Here is a 15,051-nt window from a genome sequence, read left to right as displayed (position 1 = left end):
GAGCGTGACGTGCCGGAGGGCTGACACGGAGGGCTGACACGGAGGGCTGACCTTGTCCCTCCCGCCGGTTCACCCGGTGGGAGGGACAGGCCGGAACGGTCGTTGCCGTTCGACCCGGCCGCAGGTCGGCGGGACCGATCCGGTTCCCGCTAATCCGATCGACACCCGCCCGAGGCTCGGGCACCATCACGGTTCGTGGGACGGCTGCTCCGCCGGATGGCGCTCGACGTCACGCCGTTGCGCACGTCGAGGGACTTCCGGCTCCTGTTCGCGGCGAACGGTGTGTCGGGGTTCGGATCGTTCATCACGTACGTAACCATCCCCTTCCAGGTGTACGCGCTGACCGACGATCCGCTGCTCGTCGGTCTCCTCGGCGTCTGCGAACTCGTACCTCTGCTGGTGATGGCCTTCGTCGGCGGCGCCCTGGCCGACTACCTCGACCGCCGCGCGCTGGTACTGGGCGCGGAGGTCGCGTTCACCGTGATCTGCGGCGTCCTGCTGGTCAACTCGCTCGTCGACCGGCCGCACCTCTGGCTGCTCTACGTAATCGCCGCGATCACCGCCGCGATCGACGGCATCCAGCGGCCGGCACTCGAAGGACTCACCCCGCGCGTCGTCGCCCTGGACGAGATCCCGGCCGCCAGCGCGCTCAACGCCCTGCGGATGCAGCTCGCCCAACTCGGCGGCCCGGCCGTCGCCGGCCTGCTGATCGCGTCGGTCGACATGCCGTGGGTCTACGCGGTCGACCTCGGCACGTTCGCGTTCTCACTGATCTGTCTGTACCTGATCAAGGCCGTGCCGCCGCCACCGGCCGCCGAACGCCCGTCGCTGCGCTCGGTGGTGACCGGCCTGCGCTACGCCCGGAGTCGGCCCGAACTGCTCGGCACCTACCTCGTGGACATCAACGCGATGTTCTTCGGGATGCCACAGGCGCTCTACCCTTTCATGGCGAGCAAGCTCGGCGGCCCCGCCGTCCTCGGCCTGCTCTACGCGGCACCCGCCGTCGGGTCGCTGCTCGCGACGGTGACCTCCGGTTGGACCGGACGGGTGCACCGGCACGGGCTGATGGTGGTGATCGCCGCCGGGCTGTGGGGCGTGGGGATCATCGGCTTCGGCCTGACCGACTGGCTCTGGCTGGCGCTCGTCTTCCTCGCCTTCGCCGGCGCGGCCGACATGGTCTCGGGCATCTTCCGGATGACCATCTGGAACCAGACCATCCCCGATCACCTGCGGGGCCGGCTGGCCGGCATCGAGATGATCTCGTACGCCACCGGGCCGCTGCTCGGCCAGCTCCGCTCCGGCGTCGCCGCCCGGTTCATCGGCATCGGTGGGTCGATCGTCTCCGGCGGCGTGCTCTGTGTCGTCGGCACACTCGCGCTGGCGGCTGCCCTGCCGGCGTTCGTCCGCTACGACGGCCGGAACGGGCTCGCCGGGAAGCGGGCCGCCGACGAGGAGTGGGCGGCCCGGGCCGCACCTGCGGTCGGCGCAGGCGCGGCCCCGACGCCCACCCCGCCCGGGTAGCCGGCGGTCGTCGCCTCCGCTCGTCGGTGACCTCGGGGAACAGCGGTCCACAGCGGAGATTCGTGCCGTCGCACGGACCGGGCCGCCCGACCGCCGCGACGAGATTCTTGACGTCGACTTCGGTTGAGGTTCTAGCGTCGTCGGCGACGAGAGGAGTACGACTGTGACGACGCTGGTAACGGGCGCCACCGGGAACACCGGACGACACGTGGTGGCAGAACTCGTCCGCCGTGGAGAGCGCGTTCGGGCCCTGACCCGGAATCCGGCCGCCGCCGCGGGCAGGTTTCCGGCCGGAGTAGAGCTGGTGGCCGGTACGCACACTGTGCCGGAGCGGTTGGGCGACGCCCTCGACGGCGTCAGCCGGTTGCATGTCACGGTGACGGCGGGGCTCGCCGAGGTCGGACCCGAGTTGGTACGCCGGGCGGTGCACGCGGGCGTGGGCCGGATCACCGTGCTGTGGGGTGGCGAGGTGGGGCCGGTCGAGCAGGCTGTGGCCGACTCGGGTGTGCGATGGACCCGCCTGGAACCGCAGGAGTTCATGTCCAACACGTTGACCTGGAGCGAATCGATCCGGACCGAAGGGATCGTGCGCGAGCCGTACGACTTTCCCAGCGCCCTGGTCCACGAGGCTGACATCGCGGCGGTGGCCGCGGCGGCGCTGCTCGACGACGGCCACGACGGGCGCGTCTACCACCTCACCGGGCCCGAGTCGCTGACCCCGCGGGAACGGATCGCGATCCTGTCCCGGGCCATCGGCCGCGAGATCGCCTTCGTCCCGATCACGCACGAACAGGCCGTCGAGAGGCTGGTCGCCACCGGCGTGTCCCGGGCGGACGCCGAATTCGTCGTCGGCTGGTACGCCGAGCCCGACGAGACCTCCACGACCGTGGTCGACACCGTGGCGCAGGTGACCGGCCGCCCGGCGCGTACGTTCGCCCAGTGGGTGACGGAGCACGCGGAACGCTTCCAGGCGCCCCGCGTCACGACCGGGTAGCGCGGGGTCCGGTCACGTTCGCCGGGCTTCTGTCGTACCCGGGGGCGGGTGGTCTCGACGCGGGCCGGGTCAGCCGGTGAAGGACTCGGGGCCGAATCGGCCCCAGGCCACGAAGCCGGCCAGGGCGAGATAGGCCAGGTTTGCCACGATCGCCTTGTGCTCGTGCCGCCGGAGGTGCGTGATGATCGCGCCGCCCATCAGCAACACCAGGCCGGAGGCGGCCAGGGGCACCAGAACCGGCGCGATGTCGAGTACGGCGGGCAGGACCAGGCCCACCGCGGCCAGCACCTCGACAGCGCCGATCGCCTTGATCGCGCCGGCGCCGAAGTCCGCGGTCCATCCCCCGCCGGGGGCTGCGGCCAGCCGCTCCTTGGACAGGACAAGCTTGATGACGCCGCCGGCCAGGAAGGCGACGGCCAGCAGCCCGGCGACGATCCAGAGAGCGAGGTTCATGAGCGTTCTCCTTCGGTACCGGCCTCCCACTCGGATGCCTGGTCGGACATGTGACGTCGACGAGCCGATCCTTGTGACACCAGAGCAACGTGACAGATGCCACAGACACCGGCCGGGCGGCGGAGGTCTCAGGTCACCAGCCCTCGGCGGTAGGCGTAGACCACCGCCTGCACCCGGTCGCGCAGGCCGAGCTTGGCGAGGATGCGCGAGACGTACGTCTTGACGGTCTCCTGGCTGATCACCAGGGTCGCGGCGATCTCGCTGTTGGACAGACCGTCGGCGATGAGCCGGAGGACCTCCAGTTCGCGCGGGGTCAGCCCGACGTCGTCCGGGGTGTCCTCGGCCGGACGGATCCGCGCCGCGTACCTGCCGACGAGTTGCCGCGTCACCTCGGGGGCCAGCAGTGCGGCACCGGCCGCGACGGTGCGGATGCCGTGCAGCAGTTGCGCCGGTGGGGCGTCCTTGAGCAGGAACCCGCTCGCCCCCGCGCGCAGTGCCTCGTAGACGTACTGGTCCAGGTTGAAGGTGGTCACCACGAGCACCTTGACGGGATGCGCCACCCCGACACCGGCCAGCAGGCGGGTCGCCTCGATGCCGTCGAGCACCGGCATCCGTACGTCCATCACCACCACGTCCGGGTGCAACCGGCCGGCGAGGTCGACCGCGGCCCGCCCGTCCCCGCACTCGCCCACGATCTCCAGGTCGGGCTGGGCGTCGATGATCGTCGCGAACCCGGTACGGATCAGCGCCTGGTCGTCGCAGACCAGGACCCGGACCGGCGCGGTCACGACGGGCTCCCGGCGGGGATGCGGGCCCGCACGACGAAGCCGCCACCGGCCCGCCGGTCCGCGCTGAACTCGCCGCCCAGCACGTCGACCCGTTCGCGGAGCCCGGCGAGGCCACGCCCGCTCCCGCCCGGAGACCCGGTCCGCGAGCCGGAACCGTCGGTGCTGACCTCCACCGCGATCTCCCGTTCGCCGTGCCGCACCTGGACCACGGTACGGGCGCCGTGTGCGTACTTGAGGGCGTTCGTCAGGGCCTCCTGCACGACCCGATAGGCCGCGAGTTCGGCGCTGCCGGTCGACTCCGCCGGTCTGCCCTCCTCGGTGAACTCCACCGGCTGCCCGGCCCGGCGCGTCTGCTCGACCAGCGCGTGAAGCTCGCCGACGGACGGCGCCCTGGTATCGGTGCCGTGGTCGGGATTGAGCAGGTCGAGCAGGTGTCGGAGGTCGCTGATGGCCCGACGGCCGGTGTCGGTGACGGCGCTCAGGGTCTCGTCGAGGCGACCGGGTGCGGCGGTCAGGTATCGCGCCGCCTCGGCCTGTACCACCATCGCCGTCACGTGGTGGGTCACGACGTCGTGGAGCTCGCGGGCGATCCGGGTGCGCTCGACGGCGCGGGTGGCCTCGGCGAGCCGGAGGCGGCGTTCGGCCTCGGCCGCCCGGGTGGAGCGCAGCCACGCCCCGACGCCCCACGCGGCGGCCAGCGCCAGGTAGAACGTCACGAACTCGTCCGGCCGCTCGTCCGCGCCGAGCCGGTCGAGCGCGACCGCCAGCGGCACGTACGCCACGGAGAGGAGGACCGCGGTGGCACGCCGGTGACGTTCCAGATGGGCGCCCGCGCTCAGCAGCGCGATGGGCAGCGCGCTGCCCGCGAACGCGTGGTAGCCGCGGAGTTGGTCGACGGCGAAGCCGAGCGACACCAGGGCGAGACAGGCGGCCGGCCATCGTCGGCGGATGGCGAGCGGGAGGCACTCGAGGGCGACCGCCACGACGGCCAGCGCGTCGAAGGGCCGGCTCGGCAGGTCGCCGACCCGCGTCCCGTAGCCATGCAGCGCCGGTAGCACCGACCCGACGGCGAGCAGCAGCGCGAACGGGAGATCCCGGACCGTGACGTCGCACCGCCGCCACAGGTCCGGAACCCGCCGAAGCTCGATCACTGAACCTTTCCCACCTGGACCGCGCGGCGCGTCCGCCCCAGCTTCCCCCTGCGGCCCCGACAGACCGCAAGGAGAGGTTGCAACGGGTTCACCGAGAGAGCGTAGCGGTCGTGTCGGGCTGGGCGGTGCGGCGGCGACGCGCCACCAGGTGGCCGCGCCGGCGGGCAAGCCGCATGAACACGACCGTCAGCACCACGCCGGCCAGTACCGCGTAGAGGCTCGCCTCCGGTCCGAACTCGCCGCCGCTGAGCAGGATCGGGCCCGACGTCACGCCGTCCAGCAGCCCGGCCGGCCCGCTCCTGCCGGAGACGTCGGCGCCGAAGATGCCGGCCGCGGCGAAGTTCCAGCCGAAGTGCAGGCCGATCGGCAGCCACAGGCTACGGGTGGCGGCGTAGGCGGCGGCGAGCATGCCACCGGCCTCGACCGCGATGGCGAGCGCGCCCCAGAGGCTGGCGTTCGGGTTGAACAGGTGCACCAGGCCGAACAGCAGGCCGGTCAGCGCCAGCGCGCCCCACGTGCCGGCCCGCTCCTCGATGATCCGGAACAGGATGCCGCGAAAGAGCAGCTCCTCCGTCACGGCGGCGGCGGCCATGAAGCCGAACAGCGCCACCACGCCCGTCGCCGAGCCCCCGCCGTCGACCCGGTAGCCGCCGAGCAGGGCGATGTTCGCGACGACGGCCGTGAACAGCCCGACGCCGACCAGTACGCCCCGGCCGAGGGCAGCGCCGGCACCTGCGCCGGCCACCTCCGTCGGCGCCCGGCGCTCGGTCCGCCGCACCACCCACGCGTACGCCAGCAGCGCGAGCGCCGCCGTCGCGACACCGAGGCCCAGGGTGAGGAAGGCGTTCCCCTGCACCGCGTTGACGGCCAGACTGCCCACGAGGGCGACCGCCCCGACGGCCCCGAGCTGCTTCAACAGTCGCATGACGACTCCTTCGAGAGATGCCACGGCCGAAGCGCCGCAACTACCTCGAACGCTATGGATTCGTCGGCCCGGAATCGTCACCGCACGGTGGACAGTCCGGGGTAGCTCGCGCGGGGGACAGCCGCCCGGCCTCTTCCCGGATGACGTCGGTGGCGCGGTCGAGCCCCGGCGCCTTTCCGCTCGAGGTACGACGGCCCAGCCATTGACACTCGTCATGTTATCGCTAACATCGGCCGAAGACGATCGGCCAACCGGGGCGACGTGTTCCTTGGAGGATCGATGAACCGATTCCACGGGTCTCCGGCCGCGCCGCGTTACGCCCTGCTCGCCCTACTGGGAGTCCTGTTGGCCGTCGGCCTCGTGGTAAGCCCGCCCGGACAGGCCCGGGCCTGGGACAACGGCACGGCGAACACTCCGCCACTTGGGTGGAACAGCTACGACGCGTTCAACTGGCGCGTCACCGAGGCCGACGTCCGGGCCAACGCGGACTACATGCGGGACAACCTTCGCCAGTACGGCTGGCAGTACGTCGTCATCGACTGGGCCTGGTACTACCCGGGCGCACACACCGGCAGCCCGAACCAGGACGGCAACCTCAACCCACGGCTGCGGATGGACGGCAACGGCCGGCTGCTGCCGGACACCACGCGGTTCCCGTCCGCCGCCGGCAGCAACGGGTTCAAGCCGCTGGCCGACTACGTCCACGCCCAGGGGCTGAAGTTCGGCGTACACCTGATGCGGGGCATCCCCCGGCAGGCGGTCGCCGACAACGTGCCGATCCTGGGCACCAACTGCCGAGCCAACCAGATCAACAACAACACCACCGCGGCCTGGCTGAACCTGATGTGGGGCCTGAACATGTCCAACCCGTGCGCGCAGGCGTACCTGGACTCGGTGTTCCAGTTGCTGGCCGGCTGGGGCGTCGACTTCGTGAAGGTGGACGACATCGCGGCACCGACGTACCGGCAGGAGGAGGTGGCCGGCTACCGGCTGGCGATCGAGCGCAGTGGCCGGCCGATGGTGCTGAGCCTCTCCCCCGGCGCGACCCCGCTGTCGGCCAGCTCGCAGGTGCGGGCCAACGCGCACATGTGGCGGATCGTCAACGACCTGTGGGACGACTGGCCCGGCCTGGACCGGCTCTTCGACCAGCTTCGCGACTGGGCGCCGCACCGGGCCACCGGCGCGTGGCCGGACCCGGACATGATCCCGATCGGCCGGCTGTCCAAGTACGGGCCGGTCGGCTCGCCCCGGTACTCCAACCTCACGCCGGACGAACAGCGCACCCTGATGACCCTGTGGGCGATCAACCGCGCACCGCTGATGTGGGGCGGCAACCTGGTCGAGAACCGCCCCGCCGAGCTGGCGCTGATGACCAACGCCAGGGTGCTCGCCGTCGACCAGAACAGCACCAACAACCGCCAGCTCGTCGGTGGCGCCCGCCAGGTGTGGGCCGCCGACGTGCCCGGCAGCGGCGACCGGTACGTGGCGCTGTTCAACCGCGACGCCGGCGCCGGCAACGTCACGCTCGACCTGTCGTCCCTGGGCATCGGCTCGGCCACCGTCACCGACCTCTGGTCCGGGGCCAGCCTCGGCAGCGTCAGCGGCACACTGACCCGATCCGTCCCGGGCCACGGCGCCGGCCTGTACCGGCTCACCCCGACCAGCACCGTCCCGCCACCGGCCACGTACACGCTGACCGCCCGGCACAGCGGCAAGCTCGCCGACGTCTACAACGCCGCCACCGACGACGGCGCCGACGTCGTCCAGTGGTCGGCCAACGCCCAGAGCAACCAGCGCTGGCGCTTCACCGACACCGGCGGCGGCTACGTCACCGTGACCAGCGTCAACAGCGGCAAATGCCTCGACGTGTACGGCGGCGCCGGCACCACCGCCGACGGCGCACGGATCGTCCAGTGGAGCTGCCACGGCGGCACCAACCAGCAGTGGCGGATCCAGGACGCCGGCTCCGGCTACCTCCAGTTGGTGGCCCGGCACAGCGGCAAGTGCCTCGACGTGCTGAACGCGGCCACCGGCGACGGTGCCCAGTTGGTGCAGTGGACCTGCGGCTCGGCCACCAACCAGCAATGGCGGCGCGCACAGGTCTGACTCCCCGACCCGGCCAACTCCGGTGACGTGGGTCGCGGGTCCGAGGGCCGCTCCCGCCCCGCCCGACCACGGTCATCGCGCCGGGGACGCCCGGTGCACCGCCCGGCATCGACGACGGGCGGTGCACCGGAGGCCGACTAGCTGATCGGCTCGACCCAGATGTTGCGGTAGAAGAGGTTGGGACCGGGATCGCCGTGGTCCTGGAGACGGATCGGACCCACCGAGGGTCCCTCCGGCGCTCCGCCGCCGGTCGGCCCGTTGATCTCGGCGTTGTCGTGCACGGTGACGCCGTTCCACACGACGGTGACGCGGGCGTGCTCCGTCTTGGCCCCGGAGGCGTCGAACCGGGCGGCCCGGAACGTCACGTCGTAGGTCTGCCAGGTCTGCGGTGCGGTCGCCGCGTTCACCCTCGGCGCCAGCTTCTCGTAGATGGCGCCGCACTCGTTGGTCGCCGGGGTGGTGTCGCCGTACGAGTCGAGCACCTGCAACTCGTACCGGTCCTGGAGGTAGATGCCGCTGTTCGCCCGGGCCTGCCCGGTGACCTCCGGCGGCAGGTTCGGCAGCCAGAACTCGATGTGCAGCTTGAAGTCGCCGAAGCTCTGCCGGCTCCGGATGTCGCCGCCGAACACCTCCACCCCACCGTTGCCCAGCGGCCAGGTCGGGTTGGCCCCGTCGGGCTGCTGGAAGTTGTTCATGTTGGTGCCGTCGAAGAGCGTGATCCGGCCGGGGCTGCCACCGGGGCCGTACGCCTCGAACTCGTAGATCCGGGCCGCGTTGTCGGTGGTACTGGTCGGCGCGGTCACGTTCAGTCGCGCGTACCTGACCTGGGTGGCCGGGATGTCGTGCGTGGTGACGTTCGCCGTGTTGCCGGTGACGGTCGCGACCGTGCTCCAGGCGGTGCCGTTGGTACTGACCTGGATGGCGAAGTCGCGGGTGTTCCAGGCGGCGTTCTCACCACCGGCACCCGCGTGCCTGACCACGAACCGGTGCACGCTGAGCGTGCTGCCGAGGTCCACCTGCAACCACTTGGTCGCGCCGAGCGAGCACCACTTGTCGCTGTTGCCGCCGGTCACGCTGCCGTTGACCGCCTGCGCCGGCCCTTCGGCGCCGGCGCAGGAACTGTCCGCCGTCGCCGGCCGCCCCAGGGCGAGGTTGGCCTCTGCCGGCGCGGCACCGCCGTAGACCTCGAACTCGTAGACCCGGGCCGCGTTGTTGCCGTCGCTGCTCGGCGTGCTGATGGCGAGCCGGACGTACCGGGCCTGGGTCGCCGCGAAGGTGTGCGTGGTGGTGCTGGCGGTGTTCGCGGTGACGTTCGCGACGGTGGTCCAGGCGGTGCCGTTGGTGCTGACCTGGACGGCGAAGTCGCGGGTGTTCCAGGCGGCGGCCTCACCACCGGCACCCGCGTGCTGCACGACGACCCGGTTCACACTCTGGGTCGAGCCCAGGTCGACCTGCAACCACCGGTTGGTGCCCGCCGAGCACCATTTGTCGAGGTTCCCGGAGGTGGTGGTCCCGTTGACGGCCTTGGCCGGGCCCTCGGTCGCCGAGCAGGAGCTGTCGGCCGTGGCCGGCCTGCCCAGGGCGAGGTTGACCGGCGGCACCTGGCCGGGGATGGCGTTGAGGGTGTACCAGACCTCGGTGCTCCACAGTGCCTGGCCGTCGCTGGCGCTGAACGGCCGGGGCGAGCGGACGTGTACCACCCGGCCGGCCTTGAGCCCGTTGACGACCAGGGTGACCTTCTTGCCGTCCGCCGACAGCGTCGCCGAGGAGACCGAGAGCGTCTCCTCGTCCACCTTCGGCCCGCCGTAGGCGGCGGTCGGGACGTACCGCCACTGCTTGACCCGGTATTTCGAGGCCAGCGCGGTCGCGGTCGCCGCCGAGAGCGGCTTGGTGTACTCGATCTCGAACCCGTTGGGACGGGCCCGCATCGCCAGCATGTCGAAGTTGGTACTGCCGTTGGTGGCGATCTTCTGTAGGCCGTAGCTGAGCTTGCCCTCCTGACCCCAGTTCCCGCCGCCGTGCAGGCCACCGGTGTAGAGGGCACCGTCCGGGCCGACGCTGACCTCGGAGACGCCGGCCTCGAGCCCCTGCGTCATCCGGAACAGCGCGCCCTGGTATTCCCCGTTGACCTTCTCCAGGTACGCCCGCTGGAGGCCGCCGTACGTCACGTCACCGATCGCCATCTGCCCGGCGAAGACGCCCTGGGTCATCATCACCGGGGTGCTCGGCGAGTTGCCGATCTCGTTCTGCGGGAACCAGATGACCGGCTGGGTCACCGGGTTGTTGTCGAACGGCCCGGCCGGGTTGAGGTAGTGGTTGAAGAACCGGTCCTGCTTGATGTGCAGCAGCTTGGACGCCGGCTGGTAGCCGCCCTGGTTGTCGGTGACGAAGAGTTCGTTCTCCGGCCCCCAGCCGATGCCGTGCGGGGTACGCAGCCCGCCCGCGATGTACGACACCGCGCCGGTCGTCCGGTTCACCTTGATGGTGGTGCCCCGGTTCGTCGCCGGCTGCGGATTGGTGGTGGCACCGCCGTAGTTAATCGAGACCGAGAGGTTCAGGTAGAAGAACCCGTCGGCGTAGAGCAGCCCGAAGCCGAACTCGTGGAAGTTCTGCCCGAACGGCCAGGTGGCCACGGTCCGGTAGTTGTCGGTCACCCCGTCACCGTTGGTGTCGTTCAACTCCGTCAGCCGGTGCTTCTCCGACACGTACAGCTTGCCGTCGACGAACTTGATGCCCATCGGCTCCTGGAGGCCGGTGGCGATCCGGGTCCGGGTGACCTGGGCCGGGCTGGTGTTGCCGGTGACGTTGCCCAGCAGCCAGACCTCGCCGACGGTGGTCAGCGAACCGCCCCAGGTGAGCACCGCGAGGCGCCCGTCCGGCAGCCAGTCGAAGCCGGTGACCTGCGGCTCGAAGCCGCTTGGCCGCAGGTTCGTCAGCGTGTAGTCGGGATGTACGGCGGTGAGCGGCAGCCCGTCGCCGGGCGCGTCACCGCTGGCCTCGCACTCCTTGCGGCCGGGCGCGGTCACCCGGACGACCCCGGCGTCGGTGCTCAGCACCGAGTTGGGCACGGTCACGAACGACGTCGAGCCGGGCGTACGCCACTGCAATGTCAACTGCTGGCCGCCGTCGCGCTCGAAGTGCTCGATCCGCAGCGAGTGGTAGCCGGTGCCGAGTTCGACCGTGCCGTCCTTCGGGTCCGGTCCGTGCAGCCCGTCGTGGTCGACCACGACGGCATCGTCGATCAGGAGTCGCGACCCGTCGTCGCTGAGCAACCGGAAGGTGTAGCTGCCGGCCTGGGCGATGTTGATGTTGCCGAGGACGTGGGCCAGGAAGTAGTTCTCGAAGCCGAAGTCGGCCGCGCTCGTCCAGTTCACCGTCGGCATGAGCTTGTCGACGTTGGGCGTCTGCGCGGGCTTGAGGGTGCAGAGGTTGTTCAGCGGCACCTGTAGGTCGAATACCCGCAGCGTGACACCGGGTTCCTGGGGCGGCGGCGCGGCCGTGGCACCGCCGGCCGGCAGGCACACGGCCGCGACGGCGAGTACGACGGCGACCGCGCTCAGAATCGGCGTACGCGCTCGTCGGGATGGTAGGAACACGTTTCCTCCCAGGGGTGAGCGGGACGACGCCGCACCCGTCACGGGCAGGGCAAACCGCTCGGCGGCGCGCCGTGGTGGCCGACGGGACGACGTCGCTACGTCCTGTAGCTGACCGGGCACGCCGCTGCCTGGCGAGGCAAACCCTACGATCGTTACGTTTGGATGTCTAGATGTTTGGTCACAAACGCTCCAACTTTCATAGCGCTCGACAAAAGTGCGAGATCCGCTGGACAAGCCGGCCCGCCTCGGCGCCGAGTGTCACCTGTGGACACGCGTACCCGTACCCCCAGGTGGGTTCGGGGCATGGTGGGCGCGAGGTCGGCGGTGCGGCGCTGCCGTGGGTGACCGGCGGCGGTAAGGCACACCGCGCCGGGTGGCCGGAGCCGCTCGGCTGGCCGACGGTCAGGCCCCACCGAGGTCGGTACAGTGCGCGATCGTCGCGTCGTCCGCCGCCACCGCGTGGCGTGCCTCCGCCTGCCGGACCCGCTGGACGACTTCGGCGGGTCCGTCCGACGCCAGGACGGCCAGCACCCCTGGCCAGTCGGTCAGCCGGAACCGGTCCACGATGCGGCTGGCTCCATTGCTGAGCAGGACGGCACCGTTCAGCTCGGAGATCGGACAGCTTCCGGTGATCGCCTCGTCCGCCGCCCGAGGATCGTCCTTGGCCAGCCAGAACCCGCCCGGCTGGTTCCGGTTGGCCCGCAACTCCCGAAGAATTCGGCGGTACTCGTCGCTCCCCTCGGCCACGGCCTCCAACGCCGTACGGTACGACTGGCTGATGATCACCTCCCGGGGATCGGAGACCACGAGCGGCGCACCGGATGCCCTGTCGAGCACCAGGACCGAGTCACCGAGCACCAGGTACTCGACGAGACCGTCGGACAGCCGCAGCATGGCCACCGTCGCCGACGGACTGATCGGGTTGCCGACGTCGCAGGTGCCGCGATGTTCGTCCGTCACCCGCTCGATCGCCTCGGCGAGCAGCGCCGGAAGGCCGGCGTCCCGCACGAGTGACAAGAGGCCGAGGAGGCTGCCGCCGAGGCGGCTCGCATACCAGGCCACGCCGTGCCGGCAGATCGATTCGGCGCCGGGGATGCCGGCGCCGTCGATCAGCACCGCCGCCGTCGGTACGGCGCCGGTGAAGTCCTCGTTCGGGCGGCCGGTCCCTGCCGCGACGCTCGTCATCGTCACCCGCATGTCCTGCCGTCGCCCTCCCGCCGGTCGAGGCGTCGACTTTAACAACCACGGACGCGCATCCGGTCTGGGTGTGCTGCTGCTGAATTCATTGCCGTTCGATGCAGAACTCATTGCCCTCGGGGTCACGCAGGGTTACCCAGCCGCGATCCTCGGGACCGCGGTGGTCCTCGTGGATCGCGGCGCCGAGGCTGACGGCCCGCTCGACCTCCTCGTCGCGGGACCGCCCGTCGGGCTTCCAGTCGAAGTGGACCCGGTTTTTGGCCGAGCGCGGCTCGGGGACCCGGACGAAGAGCAGACCCGGCACCGGGTCCGGCGCTTCGACGAGCACCTCGTCGTCGCCGGGCTGATCGATCCCGGAAATCGGCCAGCCGGTCCACCTGCTCCAGAACGTGGCCAGCTCGTACGGGTCCGCGCAATCGATCGTTACGTGACGCAGTTTCATACGCCGCACCGTAGATCGTAATCAAGCCGGCATCAAACGCAACCGGCGCCACCAGCCGCCGCGCGCCGCCGGACCTGACGTTCACCGAACCGCACCCGGCACAGTCCTCGCCGAGGTCGCCGTGCTGGTCACCCAAGGGCGTAGCCGGGCCGGCCGCCACGCCGTCGCCCGTGCCGCGATCCCGCGTTAGGACAAGCCCTGGCTACGTACCCTCGTCGCGAATCTTAGGACGGGTCAACGACACTCCCGTCCCTTCTCAAACATCCACTTGGATACCCGACGGTGGGGGTTCGACTAAACCATCCGCATCTCACCGTCTATTCGAGACAGACTCAGATAAAGCAGAAGTTCACGAAGCCGTATTGTCCGGTGCGGACGTTCCAGCCCTCGTACCAGTGTTCGAGGAAATCGTCGTACTCGGGACACCATACGGGATCGCCAGCCGCGGCCCAGAACGGCAGGAAGCAATCGCCTGGGCTGCCGCGCCCGACCACCGGAGCATCCAACTTCGGCTTCTGGTGCAAGGGGACATCCGGCTGCGTGAAGTCCAGGAACTCACACTTTGCTTGAGGCGCTCCGACGACCTGGTGTCCCGGCTGGGACTCCGCAGCTGCTGGCCCAGCGAAGATGCTCAGCGTTGCCGTGATCGTTGCGGTCAGGCCGATCACTGCCCTCCGTCTGTGGGTCATGATTCCAATATCCTTTCGCTCAAACGAAAGCCGTCGTCGTGTGAGTGCCTTCGGCGGACTGCAAGTACACGGATACTTCGACTCCGTCAGAGTCGAGCGCCAATCCTCGCACCTGAGCCTGCCCCAGTAGCCGCCCCCCACAAGACTCTGTACGTAGAGCTGGCCCAGGTCCCAGGTACCGACTGTGCCGCCGTAGCAGGATCCTCCTTAGCGCATCGGGCCTTCGTTCTCCACAAAGGCTGTCCCCATCTCAGCGACGACGCCTTTCAGGTCGATTTCAATGTGATTTCACCGGTCGACAACCCTCGGCTGACGCCGCATGGCGACGGGTACACATCGGGGCAGGTTCAGCCGGTCTAGCATTTGATCTTGACGGTGCGGTGGAACGCGGCGGTGGCGCGGCGGTGCCGGGTCGGTCACCCGGCCCGGTCATGGCAACGCTCGCTCTAAGTAGCCGCCCTGCGCAGGCAGCACGAACAAGGAGGGATCAGGTCGCGCTCAAGTCGATGCGCCGATCGTTGCTGCGCATGAGCCGCGCAGGCGAGTACTCGAAATCCGTGTTGCCCACGTCAGCCCACCCGGTCCGGTGCGCGTCGGCCGCAACCGTGTGTTCGGCCGGGCCCTGCTGCCGGGTGGGCGGGCGGGTCGGCGGGTCAGCTACGGCGGCGGCCGTAGATGCCGGCGGCGAGGCTCACCCCGACCGCGGCGAAGACGACCTGGATGGCCAGTTCGATCCAGTCGACGCCCCGGGTGTCAGCCACCCCGAGAACGCCGGCGACGAGGGTGCCGAGCACGGCCGCGACGATGCCGATCAGCAGGGTGAGCCAGATCGGGATGTCCTGCTTGCCGGGTACGACGAGTCGGCCGAGTGCGCCGATGATCAGGCCGATGACGAGGGCGGTGAAGATGCCACTGATCTCCATGATGGTCTCCTTGCGTCGTGTCGTCGGCCGAGGGCAGTGCCCGTTGTGCGGGCCCGGGAAACCTTCGTCGGTCGGCGGCTGTCAGAGTAGCGGCCGCAAACCACTCTTGATCTGCGTCGGCCGCGCCGGTCTTCGCACACGTCGCCGGGCCGGGGGCGCCGGAGACTGTGGCGACGCCCCGGCCCGGTGTGACGGCCTTACCTGGTCTTGCCGGCGTCCCGCCGAACGGCGGCACCGGCCCGCAGCGCGGCGGGCCGGTGCCGTCG

The 15,051-nt window shown here is 70.4% G+C and carries 12 protein-coding genes; 3 read left to right on the top strand and 9 right to left on the bottom strand.

Annotation, left to right across the window (positions count from 1 at the left end; all coding sequences use genetic code 11):
- The first annotated feature begins 195 nt into the window (after window positions 1–195).
- Window positions 196–1,521 (top strand): MFS transporter, encoded by a 1,326-nt coding sequence (locus Pma05_RS34410; protein ID WP_307836983.1) that lies wholly within the window; start codon window positions 196–198, stop codon window positions 1,519–1,521.
- 163 nt (window positions 1,522–1,684) lie between these two features.
- Window positions 1,685–2,515, top strand: a complete 831-nt coding sequence (locus Pma05_RS34405) for an NmrA family NAD(P)-binding protein (RefSeq protein ID WP_203861698.1) — start codon at window positions 1,685–1,687, stop codon at window positions 2,513–2,515.
- Window positions 2,516–2,584: 69 nt separating this feature from the next.
- Here Pma05_RS34405 and Pma05_RS34400 read toward each other — a convergent pair whose 3' ends face one another.
- From Pma05_RS34400 to Pma05_RS34385, 4 genes are all read right to left on the bottom strand, one after another.
- On the bottom strand, window positions 2,585–2,968 hold the full coding sequence (locus Pma05_RS34400; protein WP_203861697.1) for a DoxX family protein: 384 nt from the start codon (window positions 2,966–2,968) through the stop codon (window positions 2,585–2,587).
- Window positions 2,969–3,096: 128 nt separating this feature from the next.
- The gene (locus Pma05_RS34395; RefSeq protein ID WP_203861696.1) at window positions 3,097–3,756 is read right to left on the bottom strand and encodes a response regulator; all 660 of its coding nucleotides are present in this window, start codon (window positions 3,754–3,756) and stop codon (window positions 3,097–3,099) included.
- Window positions 3,753–4,907, bottom strand: a complete 1,155-nt coding sequence (locus tag Pma05_RS34390) for a sensor histidine kinase (protein WP_203861695.1) — start codon at window positions 4,905–4,907, stop codon at window positions 3,753–3,755. The genes Pma05_RS34395 and Pma05_RS34390 overlap by 4 nt, the downstream gene beginning before the upstream one ends.
- An 88-nt stretch (window positions 4,908–4,995) precedes the next feature.
- Window positions 4,996–5,832, bottom strand: coding sequence for a CPBP family intramembrane glutamic endopeptidase (locus Pma05_RS34385; protein WP_203861694.1), 837 nt, complete (start codon window positions 5,830–5,832; stop codon window positions 4,996–4,998).
- Between the two features lie 279 nt (window positions 5,833–6,111).
- Here Pma05_RS34385 and Pma05_RS34380 point away from each other — a divergent pair, with 279 nt between their 5' ends.
- Complete coding sequence (locus Pma05_RS34380) at window positions 6,112–7,938, top strand: alpha-galactosidase (RefSeq protein WP_203861693.1); 1,827 nt, start codon at window positions 6,112–6,114, stop codon at window positions 7,936–7,938.
- A 137-nt stretch (window positions 7,939–8,075) separates the two neighbouring features.
- On the opposite strand, the gene Pma05_RS34375 is transcribed toward Pma05_RS34380, so the two are convergent.
- From Pma05_RS34375 to Pma05_RS34355, 5 genes are all read right to left on the bottom strand, one after another.
- Entirely contained in the window at window positions 8,076–11,534 is a 3,459-nt protein-coding gene (locus Pma05_RS34375; RefSeq protein WP_203861692.1) for a galactose-binding domain-containing protein, read from the bottom strand.
- Window positions 11,535–11,936: 402 nt separating this feature from the next.
- Entirely contained in the window at window positions 11,937–12,842 is a 906-nt protein-coding gene (locus Pma05_RS34370) for a hypothetical protein (protein WP_239313690.1), read from the bottom strand.
- Window positions 12,817–13,173 carry a VOC family protein gene (locus Pma05_RS34365; RefSeq protein ID WP_203861691.1) on the bottom strand — a complete coding sequence of 119 codons (357 nt, stop codon included), beginning with the start codon at window positions 13,171–13,173 and terminating at the stop codon, window positions 12,817–12,819. Before Pma05_RS34365 ends, Pma05_RS34370 begins: the two co-directional genes overlap by 26 nt.
- A gap of 332 nt (window positions 13,174–13,505) precedes the next feature.
- On the bottom strand, window positions 13,506–13,841 hold the full coding sequence (locus Pma05_RS34360; RefSeq protein ID WP_203861690.1) for an SH3 domain-containing protein: 336 nt from the start codon (window positions 13,839–13,841) through the stop codon (window positions 13,506–13,508).
- 674 nt (window positions 13,842–14,515) lie between these two features.
- Window positions 14,516–14,785 carry a GlsB/YeaQ/YmgE family stress response membrane protein gene (locus Pma05_RS34355; RefSeq protein WP_203861689.1) on the bottom strand — a complete coding sequence of 90 codons (270 nt, stop codon included), beginning with the start codon at window positions 14,783–14,785 and terminating at the stop codon, window positions 14,516–14,518.
- Between the last annotated feature and the right edge of the window lie 266 nt (window positions 14,786–15,051).

The sequence above is a fragment of the Plantactinospora mayteni genome, from assembly GCF_016862935.1.
Classification (GTDB): Bacteria; Actinomycetota; Actinomycetes; order Mycobacteriales; family Micromonosporaceae; genus Plantactinospora; species Plantactinospora mayteni.
This window is presented reverse-complemented; position numbering and strand designations above follow the sequence as displayed.